Source organism: Acinetobacter sp. ABJ_C1_1, from assembly GCF_044684115.1.
Classification (GTDB): Bacteria; Pseudomonadota; Gammaproteobacteria; order Pseudomonadales; family Moraxellaceae; genus Acinetobacter; species Acinetobacter nosocomialis_A.
In genome coordinates this window covers 116,994-132,557 of sequence record NZ_JBITPU010000003.1, presented here as the reverse complement: position 1 = coordinate 132,557, position 15,564 = coordinate 116,994, and the positions used below count along the sequence as shown (strand labels likewise).

General features: G+C 37.5%; 16 protein-coding genes. 12 read left to right on the top strand and 4 right to left on the bottom strand.

What is annotated here, in order from left to right:
* Positions 1-103 precede the first annotated feature (103 nt).
* The 3 genes from ACG59Z_RS06355 to ACG59Z_RS06345 all read left to right on the top strand — a co-directional run bounded on the left by ACG59Z_RS06355 (position 104) and on the right by ACG59Z_RS06345 (position 2,463).
* Positions 104-1,228, top strand: a complete 1,125-nt coding sequence (locus ACG59Z_RS06355; RefSeq protein WP_304590878.1) for an HRDC domain-containing protein — start codon at positions 104-106, stop codon at positions 1,226-1,228.
* A gap of 497 nt (positions 1,229-1,725) precedes the next feature.
* The gene (locus ACG59Z_RS06350) at positions 1,726-1,992 is read left to right on the top strand and encodes a hypothetical protein (protein WP_396479182.1); all 267 of its coding nucleotides are present in this window, start codon (positions 1,726-1,728) and stop codon (positions 1,990-1,992) included.
* Between the two features lie 135 nt (positions 1,993-2,127).
* The gene (locus ACG59Z_RS06345) at positions 2,128-2,463 is read left to right on the top strand and encodes a hypothetical protein (protein WP_396522069.1); all 336 of its coding nucleotides are present in this window, start codon (positions 2,128-2,130) and stop codon (positions 2,461-2,463) included.
* A gap of 73 nt (positions 2,464-2,536) precedes the next feature.
* Here the strand turns inward: ACG59Z_RS06345 and ACG59Z_RS06340 are convergent, their stop codons facing one another.
* Positions 2,537-2,701 carry a hypothetical protein gene (locus tag ACG59Z_RS06340; RefSeq protein ID WP_000086293.1) on the bottom strand — a complete coding sequence of 55 codons (165 nt, stop codon included), beginning with the start codon at positions 2,699-2,701 and terminating at the stop codon, positions 2,537-2,539.
* 447 nt (positions 2,702-3,148) lie between these two features.
* On the opposite strand from ACG59Z_RS06340, the gene ACG59Z_RS06335 reads away from it, so the two are divergent.
* From ACG59Z_RS06335 to aroC, 7 genes are all read left to right on the top strand, one after another.
* Complete coding sequence (locus ACG59Z_RS06335; protein ID WP_004701812.1) at positions 3,149-3,454, top strand: YcgL domain-containing protein; 306 nt, start codon at positions 3,149-3,151, stop codon at positions 3,452-3,454.
* A complete protein-coding gene (locus ACG59Z_RS06330) occupies positions 3,447-3,833 on the top strand; it encodes a hypothetical protein (protein ID WP_249668227.1) in 387 nt (128 codons plus the stop codon). Before ACG59Z_RS06335 ends, ACG59Z_RS06330 begins: the two co-directional genes overlap by 8 nt.
* 29 nt (positions 3,834-3,862) lie before the next feature.
* The gene (locus ACG59Z_RS06325) at positions 3,863-4,714 is read left to right on the top strand and encodes a MoxR family ATPase (RefSeq protein WP_001271636.1); all 852 of its coding nucleotides are present in this window, start codon (positions 3,863-3,865) and stop codon (positions 4,712-4,714) included.
* A gap of 15 nt (positions 4,715-4,729) precedes the next feature.
* Positions 4,730-5,917 carry a VWA domain-containing protein gene (locus ACG59Z_RS06320; protein WP_400198470.1) on the top strand — a complete coding sequence of 396 codons (1,188 nt, stop codon included), beginning with the start codon at positions 4,730-4,732 and terminating at the stop codon, positions 5,915-5,917.
* A gap of 36 nt (positions 5,918-5,953) precedes the next feature.
* Positions 5,954-7,159 (top strand): tryptophan synthase subunit beta, encoded by a 1,206-nt coding sequence (gene trpB, locus ACG59Z_RS06315; protein ID WP_400198468.1) that lies wholly within the window; start codon positions 5,954-5,956, stop codon positions 7,157-7,159.
* A gap of 237 nt (positions 7,160-7,396) precedes the next feature.
* Entirely contained in the window at positions 7,397-8,401 is a 1,005-nt protein-coding gene (prmB, locus tag ACG59Z_RS06310) for a 50S ribosomal protein L3 N(5)-glutamine methyltransferase (protein ID WP_400198467.1), read from the top strand.
* A 12-nt stretch (positions 8,402-8,413) separates the two neighbouring features.
* Entirely contained in the window at positions 8,414-9,505 is a 1,092-nt protein-coding gene (aroC, locus tag ACG59Z_RS06305) for a chorismate synthase (protein WP_400198466.1), read from the top strand.
* A gap of 95 nt (positions 9,506-9,600) precedes the next feature.
* Here aroC and ACG59Z_RS06300 read toward each other — a convergent pair whose 3' ends face one another.
* Entirely contained in the window at positions 9,601-10,830 is a 1,230-nt protein-coding gene (locus tag ACG59Z_RS06300) for a GGDEF domain-containing protein (RefSeq protein ID WP_400198464.1), read from the bottom strand.
* Positions 10,831-11,150: 320 nt separating this feature from the next.
* On the opposite strand from ACG59Z_RS06300, the gene ACG59Z_RS06295 reads away from it, so the two are divergent.
* On the top strand, positions 11,151-11,903 hold the full coding sequence (locus tag ACG59Z_RS06295) for a TenA family transcriptional regulator (RefSeq protein ID WP_400198462.1): 753 nt from the start codon (positions 11,151-11,153) through the stop codon (positions 11,901-11,903).
* 47 nt (positions 11,904-11,950) lie between these two features.
* On the opposite strand, the gene ACG59Z_RS06290 is transcribed toward ACG59Z_RS06295, so the two are convergent.
* Together ACG59Z_RS06290 and lipA are read right to left on the bottom strand one after the other, a co-directional pair.
* Positions 11,951-13,090, bottom strand: coding sequence for a transcriptional regulator (locus ACG59Z_RS06290; protein WP_400198460.1), 1,140 nt, complete (start codon positions 13,088-13,090; stop codon positions 11,951-11,953).
* Between the two features lie 157 nt (positions 13,091-13,247).
* Positions 13,248-14,234 carry a lipoyl synthase gene (gene lipA / locus ACG59Z_RS06285; protein WP_400198459.1) on the bottom strand — a complete coding sequence of 329 codons (987 nt, stop codon included), beginning with the start codon at positions 14,232-14,234 and terminating at the stop codon, positions 13,248-13,250.
* 364 nt (positions 14,235-14,598) lie between these two features.
* Between lipA and ACG59Z_RS06280 the strand changes: the two genes are divergently transcribed.
* Positions 14,599-15,561, top strand: a complete 963-nt coding sequence (locus ACG59Z_RS06280) for a thiamine pyrophosphate-dependent dehydrogenase E1 component subunit alpha (RefSeq protein WP_001177517.1) — start codon at positions 14,599-14,601, stop codon at positions 15,559-15,561.
* The last annotated feature ends 3 nt before the right edge of the window (positions 15,562-15,564 follow it).

The window sequence follows — 15,564 nt, the reverse complement described above, 5'->3', positions numbered from 1 at the left end:
TTGTTCAAAAATAGATTATTCATCATGGATTCAGTAGCATTTTTCTATTGCTATGTTATATATACCAGAGTTTAAAGCACTCTTTGCATTTACTTGAGAAAGCATGTTTCAGTTTATCCAACAGCAAACCGAATTGGTTGATGTTCTTCAACAAATGGATCAATGTTCAACATATGGACTTGATACAGAATTTATTAAGGTTGATACCCTTTGGCCTAAACTTGGAGTCTGTCAAGTCAATGTCAACGGAAACGTATATTTGCTGGATGGCGTATCGCTAGACTTAAGTGAGTTTTGGAAAAAAATCTTTGTTGCTCAACAAAATATTTTTCATGCGTGTGGTGAAGATATCGATTTAATCTATCACTATGCTGATGAACAAAACCTATTAAATGTTTTTGATACTCAAGTTGGACTTTCCTTTTTAGGACATGGTTTACAAGTAAGCTATCAAGGTGCTTTAAAGCTTTGTTTAGAGATTGACATTGAAAAAGACCAAACTCGATCTGACTGGTTAGCAAGACCTTTGTCTCCTCAACAGTTATGCTATGCAGCAAATGATGTTTTATACCTTATGCAGTTGGCTAACCATATTAAGGATCAGCTTAAGCAAAAAGGGCTTTATGAATATGTTCTTGAAGACTGTAGTAGTCTAACCAAAGAAATTATTAGTGAAACACCAACGTCATTACTCTATACAGATGTAGGCAACTATCGACATTCACGCCGTCAATTAATGCAATTGCAGAATTTAAGTGAATGGCGCGAACATATAGTTAAAGCAACCAATCAGCCACGTAGTTTTATCCTTAGAAACTCGACAATGATTGATTTGGTCGAAAAAAATCCACGTAATAATTTTCAATTATCTCAAGTAAGAGATATCCGTCCAAATGTTGTTCGTGAATATGGCAAGATTATTCTGGATCTTTTAAAGGATTTACCAGTAGAAGGGCAATGGCCAGCTAAAATTGCTAAACCTTTTAAAATTACGTCAAAAGAAACTCTAGATAAAATGGACGCGTTAATTGCAAATGCTATAGAGCAAACCTCCATTCCGAAAGAAGTTTTACTGCGTAAGAAATGGTTAAATGCAATTCATCAGCATGTACTTTCTAAAGGTGATGAACAAGATTTGCCCGATTACTTGTTGGGTTGGCGCTACGAATTACTCACCAAACCACTTATTCAACTATTTACAGAAGAGAAAGCAACTCTGTTATTTTAAATTTACCAAGGTGTTTTCAGTTCAAATGAGCATTTCGTATTTAAAAATAACTTATTTGATTAATATTTGTTCTAATAATGGTGGTTAATTTTAATTTAAAATAAAGCTCTTTTATAAGGTCATCTTTATAAATTTAATCTTTTATTTAGTTGTACTTTATATTCTTAGGTTTTTTTAAAGTTTAAATACTATAAATATGAGTTAATCTTAATTTCATATGATTATGCTGAATTAAATTAACTTTATTCGTGAGAAAAATTCAATTGCGTATATATACAGGTCTGTATATTCTTGGCAGCAAGAAAAACAATTTCAAAATAAACAATATATAACTATAAGTTTGTTTCGGTGCAGAAATATAGAGGCCTTCTCGGGGAGAGGAGGCCTCTAATTTTATTTGTACAGCCGTAAAAAGTTTTTAAAATCAATAATAAGTTAATATTGAGATTAATTTTTTATGCTATAAATGAAAGTTACTAATAACTAGAGAGATAAACATGACTAATAATTTTAATGCTGAACAGGCAAGAAAAAATGCTAAAGATGTCAAAATAGATCAAGCAATACTGTTGGAAAAAATCTTATCTGGAACTGAGGAAATCTCGAAAGAAGGTAAACGTCGAGCAGTGTTTCAATTTCCAATAGATGCTTTGCATCCTGAACATATTACACAGGTAGAGGAAGAGCTAAAGACGCGCGGTTTCAATGTTTCAACCAATATTGAACAGTCTGGTACAACGGTCAATATTGAAGTTAGTTTCTAAACTTTTGTTCAATCAAACGCCCATAATTTAGGGCGTTTCTTATAATTTTTTACAATCTAAATTTATAAAAATCAATATATTGTTTGACAGGTTTGTGCTTCTTCTGTAGCTTTACTTTTTGAGTGGAATATGGATATGAACTTCCAAGCAATACTTTCATCTTTCAAAAATCAATCTACTGGTACAGATGCATTTAAAAACTTAAAAAATGCGTGTGAGCAGTATCTCAAGCAATCTTCAGATTTAAATGAAAAAGCAGCAACTTATCTCATTTATGGGTTTGCTCGTAGTTATGTCATCTTATATGAAGATGAAGCAGTGGCTACCGAGTTTGCGCAAGCTTCTAAAGAAACGTTAATGAATTACATGAGTCATTTAAATAAAGCCTTACTTACTCAAGATGACAGCATAATTTTGAATGCGTTAAATCAGGTGAGTAATGACTATATGCAGAGCTCAAGAGTCTTTTAAAATCTTTGTTTAGCTTATTAGTAGGATACTTCTTTAGTCATCAAGTTAACCAAAGAAGTATCCAGTGGTAATTTTAATGTGATTTTTTCTTGCCACCGCCATCTTGTTTATTGACGGTAGACCATGCAATACGTTCAGCTTCTTCTTGAGAATGACCTCTATCTACTTCACTCTCAACAATATGTTTAGCCTGACGCTTTTGCTTTGCTGTATAAGATGATTTATCGCCACGAGACATAGCATAGACCTCCATATTTTGTTTTAAGATCTTCTATTCTATTATTGAAACACATCCGAATTTAAAATCGGTTAAATAATGTCTTATCCTGTATGCATAAGTTGAATGTTATTTAGAGTTTATTTAAAATTTTATTTGAATTAAATTTATTATTTTCAATATATTAAGCTGAGTCCAATCTGTTTTGGGCTGAGTTTTATTGTTTTTAAAATGTAATTTTTTCATTTTATAAAAGTAAATAAAAAGATTTTTTATGTAAAATTAACGGCTTAATAAAGGTTGAAAAATTTAAAACTTTAGAAAATTAAAAGTTATTTATCGACCTTAATGATTGTTGTGGGTTAATATTTCGCAAGAAAAGAAAAAACGACTGATGCGTAAACAAACCTGCGTGTGTCTGTTGTTTTTTTTCATGTATGCTGTCCTTAGTTCAAGAGTTGATTTGAAATGCACTGTGATATTTATAGATCGAGCAAAAAAGATGAAATGTACATTTATATTGCTCGTCCAAACTATCCTGATGATACGGAGCAAACCGATCCGTTTGAAAAAGTTCCAGAAGCTGTTTTACAAGCATTTGGTCGTGCAACGTTTGTCATGCATTTAGAATTGGCTCCAACACGTAAATTAGCGCGTGTAAATGTTTTACATGTTCTAGACTCATTACAAACAAAAGGTTTCTTTATTCAGATGCCGCCAGAAGGGTTAATTAACCCAAATGCAGTTGAACCAGAGGGCTTACGTGGTGCGTGAAGATCAAGCTGGAGTTTTAAATCAATTACTTTCTTCTCTCGATGCAATTCCTGAAGAGATCATTGCTTTAACAGCTTATGGCGTTGGCGCTATTATTGCCTTGTGGTGTTGGTGGCGTTTAATGCGCCGCTTACCTGCTACTTTTGGTGCAATAAGCTGGTTAGTTGTTTTTGCTATTTTGGTGACGCCAACCGTTTCGGAAGGGCCGAATGCATCTGTAGCACCAGCTATTTTTGGACTACTGTTTGGTGTTTTAACTAAAGACAGTCCTTTAATCTGGTCAAATTTATCCTTAATTCTATTTGTAATCGGTCTAGGTTTGGTTATTGGCTATTGTTGGTCAAAATATACAACAAACAAAAGCATGCGTTCCATCTAACCATTGAAATAGAAAAATAAGGTCTCTACATGTCTGCTGATACCCAACATTTTACCGGTACAGATCAATATATCGCGACTGATAGTCTTAAACTTGCTGTAAAAGCAGCTCGTGCCTTGCAAAAGCCTTTATTGGTTAAAGGTGAGCCGGGTACAGGTAAAACTTTACTTGCTGAGCAAGTGGCAGAAAGTCTTGGTTTAAAACTCATCACTTGGCACATCAAGTCAACAACTAAGGCACAGCAAGGCTTATATGAATACGATGCTGTGTCTCGCTTGCGTGATAGCCAATTGGGTGACGATCGTGTTTACGATATTAAGAACTATATTAAGCCCGGTAAACTGTGGGAAGCTTTCACCAGTGAAGAGCGTTGTGTGCTTTTAATTGATGAAATTGATAAGGCGGACATCGAGTTTCCAAATGACTTGTTACATGAACTTGATAAGATGTCTTTTTATGTTTATGAAACAGGCGAAACGATTACGGCTACTCAACGTCCAATCGTAATTATTACTTCAAATAATGAAAAAGAATTACCAGATGCGTTCCTGCGTCGTTGCTTCTTCCACTACATCGAGTTTCCAGACGAAGCAACTATGCGTGAAATTATCTCGGTACATTTCCCAAATATCTCTGCGACTTTGGTAAATGAAGCGCTTCAAGTTTTCTTCAAACTCCGTGAAATTCCTAATTTAAAGAAACCCCCATCTACATCTGAACTGATCGATTGGTTGAGTCTGCTTATGGCAGATGATATGCCTGAAGATGTACTACGTAATCGAGATACATCAAAAGCTATTCCACCTTTGTATGGCGCACTTATTAAAAACGAGCAAGATGTGCAATTGCTTGAACGTTTGGCTTTCATGTCGCGACGTTAAAGGAGGGAATAACCCATGTTTGTGCGGTTATTTTACACCTTACGAAAATATGGTGTTCCAGTTACAACTCGTGAACTCATTGATTTAAATCGTGCGGTGAGTGAAGGTTTAGTTTTTGCCGATCAGGAAGAGTTCTATCAACTTGCTAAAACCATTTTAGTTAAAGATGAACGCTTTTTTGATAAGTTTGATCGTGCCATGAAAGATTACTTTGATGGCATAGAAACCTTTGATATTGATGAGTTGCTCAAGCAAGTCCATAAACTTCCAAAAGACTGGTTCGATTTAGAACTTCTCGAAAAGCATTTAACACCAGAGCAAAGAGCTGAACTTCAAAAAGCAGGTTCTTTAGAAGAACTAATGAAAATGCTAGAAGAGCGTTTACGTGAACAGCATAAAAAACACCAAGGTGGTAACCGTATGGTTGGCACAGGTGGAACTTCACCCTTTGGCGCTTTTGGTGACCATCCAGAAGGCGTCAGAATTGGTGGGCCGGGTCGTAAACGTTCGGCGGTTAAAGTCTGGGAACAGCGTAAATACCAAAACCTAGATGACGACCAAGTTCTTGGTACTCGCCAAATGCAAATTGCTTTACGACGTTTACGCAAATTTGCTCGCCAAGGTGCAGCTGAAGAGTTAGATGTTGACGGAACGATTCGGGAAACAGCCAAGCAAGGTATCTTGGATGTTCAGATGGTGCCAGAGCGTCGCAATCGAATCAAAGTACTGATGTTGTTTGATGTTGGCGGTTCGATGGATGCGCACATTGCCCAATGTGAAAAGTTATTTAGTGCAGCTAAAACAGAATTTAAAACGCTTGAATACTTTTATTTCCATAATTGTCTTTATGACTATGTGTGGAAAGATAACTATCGAAGAACAGCTACTCGCATGAACACATGGGACTTGTTCCATACCTATGGACGTGACTATCGTGTAATTGTCGTAGGTGATGCCAGTATGGCACCGTATGAGCTGAAATCGGTAGGTGGTTCAGTTGAATATATGAATGATGAAGCAGGTGAAGTTTGGTTACGCCGCCTACGTCAGCATTTTGATAAAACAGCATGGTTAAACCCTGAAACAGAAGGGTATTGGCATTACACTCAAACGACTGGTTGGATTAAAGAGATTTTTGAAAACCATATGTACCCAATGACGCTAAAAGGCATTGAAGACTTAACGCGCTACCTTTCTCGATAAACTTGATAACTTTAATAATTTAAAAAGAGGGATGATATGCAACATCAAATTAATGGTATTGCTTTGCCAAATGAACAAGGATTTTTTGGTGAGTATGGAGGTCAATTTATTCCTCCACATTTAAAAGAAGCAATGGATGAAATTAATGCTGCTTACGAAGAAATTCGCCACACACCAGAATTTCAAAATGAATTATCAGACCTCTTTGCAAATTATGTCGGTCGTCCAAGTCCTTTATTTCATGCAAAACGCCTTTCAGAACAGTTAGGCGGCGCACAAATTTATTTAAAGCGTGAAGACTTAAATCATACCGGTGCCCATAAAATCAATCACTGTTTAGGTGAGGCTCTACTTGCTAAGTATATGGGCAAAAAGAAAGTCATTGCCGAGACGGGTGCGGGTCAACATGGCGTTGCTTTGGCAACAGCGTGTGCTTTAGTGGGTATTCCGTGTGAAATTCACATGGGTCAAGTTGATATTGAAAAAGAACATCCAAATGTGGTCAAAATGAAAATTTTAGGTGCACATTTGGTATCGGTCACTCGCGGTACAGCAACCTTAAAGGATGCTGTAGATAGTGCGTTTGAAGAATATTTAAAAGACCCTAAAAACTTTATTTATGCGATTGGTTCTGTGGTTGGGCCACATCCATTTCCGAAAATGGTTCGAGATTTCCAATCAATTATTGGCAATGAAATTAAAGATCAAACACACCAGCGCTTTGGAAAAAATCCAGATTATGTGGTGGCATGTATTGGTGGTGGTTCAAATGCGATTGGTGCCTTTACGGCATTTTTAAATGATCCAGATGTAAAACTTGTTGGAGTTGAACCCGCTGGACATGGGTTAGATACCAATATGCACTCAGCAACCCTAACATTAGGTAAACCAAGCCAAATTCATGGCATGGCGTGTTATGTACTTGAAAATGAAGCTGGTGAACCTTTACCTGTGCATTCTATTGCTTCAGGATTGGACTATCCAGGTGTTGGTCCACAGCATAGTTTCTTAAAAGATTTAGGACGTGTGGAATATAGCACTGCAACTGATCAAGAATGTTTAAATGCTTTTATGACATTATCGCGTGTTGAGGGGATTGTTCCTGCGCTTGAAAGCTCACACGCTGTGGCTTGGGCAATTCGCGAAGCACCAAAGCTACCGAAAGAAACCATGATTGTGGTGAATCTGTCGGGTCGTGGAGATAAAGATTCTGACTATGTTGCAGAAAAGCTTAAGCTTTAAGACAACTAGAGTTAATAAGCGGTCAGTATTTAAAGGCCGCTTTTTTGTTTCAAAGACTATCTTTAGCGTTACTTATAAAGTTCATTATTTCTTAATTAAAACAAAGTATTCTGATTTTAACGTGTGATTGTCATAGATTGATATGTAAAACACTGGTTCACAAGGCAAAGCGTTGCGTTGCTTTGTCTCACTCAGTAGAATAGTCACTTTGCAAAATTTGCCTTTGGAGACGCCTAAGTGGAGCGACCGACGATTAGCCCTGAACATTTACAGGAAGCTGCTGAAAATTTATCAACAATTCGAGATTTTATTCGTTTTGGGGTATCAGCATTACGTCAACATGATGCACATTTAGGACAAGGTACTGAAGATTATTTTGCAGAAAGCTCTGCATTAGTTTTACAAACCTTATCTCTTGAATGGTCAGCAGACGCAGAAATTTTAGATGCTAAGCTTTTACCAAGTGAAAAAGCAGAATTTTTAAGTTTGTTGGAGCGTCGTATTAATGATCGTATTCCGACATCTTATTTATTAAATTTAGCTTACTTCTTCAATAAGCCATTTTATGTAGATGAGCGTGTACTTATTCCACGTTCACCAATTGCAGAATTAATTGAGCAACGTTTTGCGCCGTATTGTTTAGATGAAAATGGTCAAATGCGTGAAGCACTCAACAACCTACCAGAAAATACCAAGCCTAAGATACCACAACGTATTTTAGATATGTGTACAGGTTCTGGCTGTATTGCAGTGGCTTTAGCTTATGCTTATCCAGACGCAGAAGTAGATGCAACAGATATTTCTAAAGAAGCTTTAGAAGTAGCATCGATTAATGTTGAACATCACAATAAGCAATATCAAGTTGCATTACTTGAATCTGACTTGTTCGCCAAGATTCCAGCTGAAAACCAGTACGATTTAATCGTAAGTAACCCGCCGTACGTTGATGCCGAAGATATGGCTGATTTACCAGAAGAGTTTTTGCATGAGCCTGAACTTGCATTGGCAGCAGGACAAGATGGTTTAGACTTAGTTCGTAAAATGTTAGCTCAAGCGGCAGATTATTTAACAGAAGATGGTTTAATTGTAATTGAAGTCGGTAACTCTGAATGGGCTATGCGTCAGAACTTCAATACTGTTGAGTTTAACTGGCTTACTTTCCAAAAAGGTGGTTCAGGTATTTTTGCTTTGACTGCTGAACAATGTCGTCGTTATAGAAAATTATTTGCAGAACAAGCTTAAGGAGTTGTACGTATGGCAGGGAACACTATTGGACAACTCTTTCGTGTAACCACATGCGGTGAATCGCATGGTGTTGGTTTAATGGCTATTGTTGATGGAGTGCCACCAGGCCTTGCATTAACTGAAGAAGATCTGCAAATAGATTTGGACCGCCGTAAGCCTGGTACATCGAAATTTGCTACCCAGCGTAAAGAACCTGATCAAGTTGAAATCATTTCAGGGGTATTTGAAGGTAAAACCACAGGTACACCAATTGGTTTACTCATTCGTAATACTGACCAAAAATCGAAAGATTATGGGAATATTGCGCAAACCTTTAGACCGGGTCACGCGGATTATACTTATACACAAAAGTATGGTTTCCGTGATTATCGTGGTGGTGGCCGTTCAAGTGCTCGTGAAACTGCTATGCGTGTTGCAGCTGGTGCTATTGCGAAGAAATATTTAGCAGAAAAATTTGGTGTTTTGATTCGTGGTCATGTCACTCAAATTGGTAACGAAATTGCCGAAAAACTAGATTGGAATGAAGTTCCAAATAATCCGTTTTTCTGTGGCGATGTAGATGCTGTTCCTCGTTTTGAAGCATTGGTGACGTCTTTACGTGAACAAGGTACAAGCTGTGGTGCTAAGCTAGAAATCTTAGCTGAGAAAGTTCCTGTTGGTTGGGGTGAGCCTGTTTTTGACCGTTTAGATGCTGATATTGCACATGCCATGATGAGTATTAATGCGGTTAAAGGCGTTGAAATCGGTGATGGTTTTGCTGTAGCAGGTCAGTTTGGTCATGAAACACGTGATGAATTGACGAGTCAGGGTTTCTTGGCGAATCATGCGGGTGGTATTTTGGGCGGTATCTCAAGTGGCCAGACTATTCGTGTGGCGATTGCACTAAAACCGACTGCAAGTATTACAACTCCAGGTAAAACGATTAATTTAAATCGTGAAGATACTGATGTGTTAACTAAAGGCCGTCATGATCCGTGCGTGGGCGTTCGAGCAACTCCAATTGCTGAAGCAATGTTAGCAATAGTTTTAATGGACCATTTCTTGCGAAATCGAGCTCAAAATGCAGATGTTGTTCCTCCATTTGCACCAATTGAACCATAGAGACTTGGTTGACGTAAAAAAGCCACATAACTCAAAGTATGTGGCTTTTTTATTGTTATTGAGCACAATTTTTTAATTAGAAGACCTATGAATAATTAAGTTAAATCTACAATTTGTTCTTGATTTATAGCAATTTGATACTGATTACGGCCATTTGTTTTTGCTTGATAGAGTGCATGATCTGCACGGCTAACAAAGGCAGAAATTGAATCATTTAAACGTGGAATTGTGGTTGCCACACCCACACTAATGGTTACGTATGGTGAAACGCTACTACATGGATGAACAATGGCAATTTTTTTAATTGCGTTCATTAATCTTTCGACTTGAATTTGAGCTTGCTGAGCATTGGTCATAGGGAAGAGAAGTAAAAATTCTTCACCACCATAACGGGCAACTAAATCTCCACTACGAGCAGCAATTGAAGAAATTGCTGTAGCAATATCTTTTAAGCACTGATCGCCTTTAAGATGTCCTAAGGTATCGTTATAGGGTTTAAAGAAGTCGATATCCACCATCATAATAGTAAGTGGTGTTTCATGGCGCAGTGCACGACGCCATTCATTGTCTAGTGTTTCATCAAGATAACGTCGGTTAGCAAGCCCAGTTAAAGCATCTTGCTGTGAAAGCAAAGACAACTGCTGCGCTTGTTGCATGAGTTCAATACGGTTGAGCTCAATCATACAGTTTTGTAAATAGTTTTCTCGGTGCTGACGGTCTGTAGCATAAGCAAGTGTCATTCCTAAGAAACTACTAAACGTATATGTGCGGTTCAAAAAGGTCCAATCTATGTCACCTTTCACATAAGTACTGACTAAAATACCAACCAAACCGCCGACCCATCCTGCAATGATCGCAGTATAAAAGCGCATACCTACCGCACCATAGATAATCACAATCGCATACATCATTGCTGCATGAAAAAGTACATTATCTTGGCCATTTTCTAAAACGTTAATTAAAATAAAGGTGATAGCGACAGCGGAAGCAGAGCCAATTCCAACATAATAATCAAACCACTGATTTAATTTTTTAATAAACGATAAAATCCATGCAATTAAAACAATTATACCTACCCAAGAATAATAGCTTAACCAGGATAAAACTTGGTCGGTTGGTAAGACTTGGTATATACCAAAGCTTAAAAATAAATATAATATTAAAATAATAGGTGCTCTATAGCGAAACTCATAGGCCGCACCATTTTGATATTGAAAACGATAGATCGTTTCAAGTTGCTTTGGAAACCATACGAAATTTAATCCGCGTGTGGTTAATAAATCTATTTGTTCCTGTCCCAATATATTGGAACCTTGCAACTTCATAATTAATGCTCTCTATATTGGAAGTTGGCATAAAATGCGACTTGTTTTATTAAAGTTCCATCTAAAAATATTGGTTATATATTGTGTGGTTTATTCAAAATAATAATACAGATTTTTTAAAAAAGTAATGATTTTTATAGGCCCTTATTGTGATAAAAATCACGACATTTCAATGATTAGCGTCACAATTATCTAAAGATTCAAAACCTTTGAGAAAAAATTACTAATGGTCGATTAAAGATTGTATCTTTATCATTTTCGGATAGACTTATAGCCGTGAAGTACAGATGATTGCTGTCATATAAATAGGAAAATTAGCAATGACTGCTTTAAATCAATATGGAATGAGTTTAGAAATTACAGCGCATAATGAATGGTCTCAGCGGTTTTGGGATGATCTTTTACCAGTTAAGGAGCGGGTGAGTAAACATCCGTTTTTTACTGAAATGGCCAATGGGGGATTGAGCCTAGAGAGTTTCCGTTATGCTTTACTCAATTTCTATCCACTGGTAGCACATTTCCCGTCATATATGGCTGGTGCGTTAGCTAAGGCGACTGCTTTTGCTGAACCGGGTGTAACAGAAACACGAGATTGGTTAATTCAAAATATTAAAGTCGAAGAACGCCATTTACAGTGGTATCGTGATTGGGCGAAAGGTTTTGGGTTAACTGTAGACCAGCTTGATAGCGTGCGGCCCCCAGCTGCAATGAATGCGGTGAATCACTTTTTATGGAATATGAGTCATCGTGGTAATTTAGCTGAATGTCTGGCTGCGACCAATTTAGCAATTGAATGGGCGACAGGTGACTGGTCTATTCAGGTCTATAAAGGCATACATGCTTATACAGAGCATCCTGACGTCACGATTGATAAGCGTTCTTTAGCTTGGTTACGTGCCCATGCGCATTATGATGATTTACATCCTTATGAAGCCATGGAGTTGATTAAACGTTTGTCGAATGACCGACCAGATTGGCAGCAAAAAGCATTTCATGCTGCCGAAGAAGGATTACGTTATTACGAGCTGGCTTTAGATGATTGCTATAGAGTACAGCTTAAAGCTTCTGCTTGATCTCATTTAAAAAAGGGAGAATATTGTTAGATATTCTCCCTTATATTTTATTCAAGTAATTTTAAAAGTTTTGCCCGATAAGGTGTTTCTTCGGGTAATAATTCAAGTAGGCGTTCAACGGCATCCACACGGTCAGGTACACGACTGACTACACGTAACAGTTGGTCTATATCGTCAATTTGATAAATTACATGGCTCAATCGAGCATCAAAACAGTCTCTCCAAGCACATAAAAATGGACTTTCTGACTTGGCTAAAAAACTACCTCTATAAAGTGTTAAAGTGGTTGCAGTAAAACCTAAGTTTAGTGCTTGCTCAGCCATAAGAAAGTCACATTGAATTTCACAGTTAAGTCTATATGGTCGTGACTCGATCACATCGGGAATCAGGTTTCGAAGTTGAGAGAGTTCAGCTTTTAGTGTAGTGGTACTCACTGGGCGGTCGCCATATAAGGCGTAGTGCAGTTCTTCTAGGTTTATACCTTCTGGGCACAGCGCAAGAATACATAAAATTTCGATTTGGCGCTGTGTAAGTGTTAGTCCATGTTGGTTATATTGAACTTTAGGTGTGCCTAGAGCCTTAATATATAAAATGTTTTTTTGATGAAGTTGAATGGCTTGTTTTACAATATCGGCACAACGTTCAACAGCTAAAATTCCAAGAGAGTTATGCTTTTGGTACTTCGTTGATAGGTTCATAATGCCGTAAAACTGGCCTGTACTTGCATCGGTTATAGGTGCTGCATAACATACCCAGTCTCTAACGCTGTTCATCTGATTTTCATGCGAATAAACACAGCTTGCAGCATGTGTATTTAGGGCAAGACCAATTGCATTTTGTCCAACTGCTTGAGTTGACCATTGCCCACCTTCAACAAAATGGACCTGTTCAGCAGATGAACGCATAGGCGTACTACTCCATGTCCAGAGTAAAGTACCGTGAGGGTCAGTTACCCCAATTGCCATATCTGCATCTTCAGCAATGTGCATCAAATTTCTATGACACTCTTGGATTGAACGACCAAATAAGGAATGTTGCCATTCCTGATCTAGATCAAATATAGGAGCCGCATCTAGATCGAGTGACGGCTTTTTTCCTAAACAAGGCGTTTCAGAGATTGTTTCCGGTCTAAAGAAAGACGGAAGGTTGTCTGTAGAAGGCAATAATAATTGTTTTGACATATCCATATCGAAGTTCCTTTATCGTTGAAATGGCGTATCCGTGGCCGCTCAACAGGTTTAGCTTTCTTATTGTGACTATTTCCTCGTTATTTCATTTACCTTAAATAATTTTAAACGGTTTGACTATTATCCTATTGGGTAAATTTTGTTATTTCGCCTCGCCCTATGACAAAACATCCTCTCTTGAAAATGGCTTTGGTGCAGGTTCACCGAAATATTGCCGATCGGCAAAATAGCTAGAACGGACCATTGGCGCACTCCAGATATTTTTAAAGCCTAAACGCTGGCCATGCTGAGTGTATCTTTCAAATTCTTGTAACTTCACAAACCGGTGAATAGGGGCATGTGATTTAGAGGGCTGTAAATATTGTCCAATAGTCACTAAATCTACATCATGATCTTTTAAATCGTTGAGTAGAGCAATAACCTCAGCTTCAATTTCTCCTAGCCCTACCATTAGGCCGCATTTAGTTTTGATATCTGGACAGTATTTTTTAAAACGTTTTAATAAATTTAATGAATGCTGATAGTCCGAACCGGGACGCATCGCTTTATATAAACGTGGTACCGTCTCAATATTATGATTAAACACATCTGGAGGCGATAAGCTTAGAGTTGAAAGAGCTGTCTCTAAACGACCGCGAAAATCTGGTACTAAAATCTCAATCAATGTTTCTGGACAACGTTTTCTAATTTCTTCAATACACTTTACAAAATGTGCAGCGCCGCCATCATGTAGATCGTCGCGGTCTACTGAGGTAATCACGACATACTTTAAGTTTAGATTTGCGACTGTTTCTGCCAAATGCTTAGGTTCATCTTCATCTAGCGGTTTTGGACGACCATGTGCTACATCGCAGAAAGGGCAACGTCTTGTACAAATATCTCCCATAATCATAAATGTTGCCGTACCACCACCAAAACATTCAGGTAGATTTGGACATGCGGCCTCTTCGCAAACACTATGTAGCTTTTGTTGGCGTAATAAATTTTTGATACGTTGAATTTCTTCGAAATCAGTTATTTTTGCTCGAATCCATTCAGGTTTTTTAGGTAATTCTTCGGTAGGTAAAATTTTAATAGGAATACGAGAAACTTTATCTATTCCTCTTAACTTTACACCTGTTTCTATTTGCCTTTTTAAGTCCATATATAAAATTCCATTTTATATTAAATTAATTTGCAACTAGACTGGTTATAATAAAAACCTTATTTATATAAACAAAAAATAAAGAATTTATTAATGCGTATAGTGCACAGCAAATATTATAAATTAATAAAGGTTGGTTAAAGGTTTGTTTTTCAAGTTAATGAAATGTATTAAAATTTTTTTAATTTTATTTTTTCGATGTAAGTTTGTGAAAAATAAAAAATAATAGCCATAAAAACCATTTAAAAATTTTTAGTCTAATAGCATATTAAATTAAATTGAGCTTTATTATTTATAGCGAAATATATAACTCTCGCTGAAACTTGGTTGATTTTTAATAATCAAGATAATAAAGGAAAAGGATATGCAATTAACGGAAGAGCAATTACTCGCAGCATATAAACGCATGCGTGATATTCGTGAATTTGAGGATCGACTTCATGAAGAAAATACCAATGGTGATATTCCTGGCTTTATTCACTTATACAGTGGTGAAGAAGCTGTAGCAGTCGGGATTTGCGAAAATTTAACCGACAAAGACTATATCACTTCAACACACCGTGGACATGGACACTGTATTGCAAAAGGCTGTGACATTCACGCCATGATGCTGGAAATTTTCGGTAAAGATGACGGGCTGTGCCGTGGAAAAGGCGGTTCTATGCATATTGCCGATTTAGATAAAGGTATGCTCGGTGCCAACGGGATTGTGGGTGGGGGACCTCCTTTAGCAATTGGTGCGGCGTTGACAGCGAAAACCTTAAAGACTGGTGGCGTCGGACTATCTTTTACAGGTGACGGCGGTTCAAACCAAGGTCTTACTTTTGAAGCAATGAACATGGCAGTTGTTCTTAAACTTCCAGTCATTTTCGTTTTCGAAAATAACGGTTTTGGTGAGGGGACTGGTCATGATTACGCAGTAGGAAGCAAAGACATTGCTGGTCGTGCAGCAGGTTTTGGTTTACCTGCAGTTAAAGTTGATGGTACAGACTTCTTTGCCGTTTATGAAGCCGCTCAAACTGCCATTGAACGCGCGCGCCGTGGTGAAGGTCCAAGTGTCATTGAAACCATTACAAACCGTTTTTATGGCCACTTCGAAGGTGATCCTGGCTTGATTCGTTCTAAAGAAGAAGTCGAGTTCATCAAAGAAAATAAAGATCCTTTGAAAATTTTCCGAGAAAAAGTCAAAGGCAAAATTGATGAAGCCAAACTAGACGAGATTGATGCAGCTTCAAAGGCAAATGTTGATGATGCCGTTGCTAAAGCCCGTGCTGCGGCATATCCGAAACCAGAACAACTCCTTACTGACGTCTATGTCTCTTACTAAAGG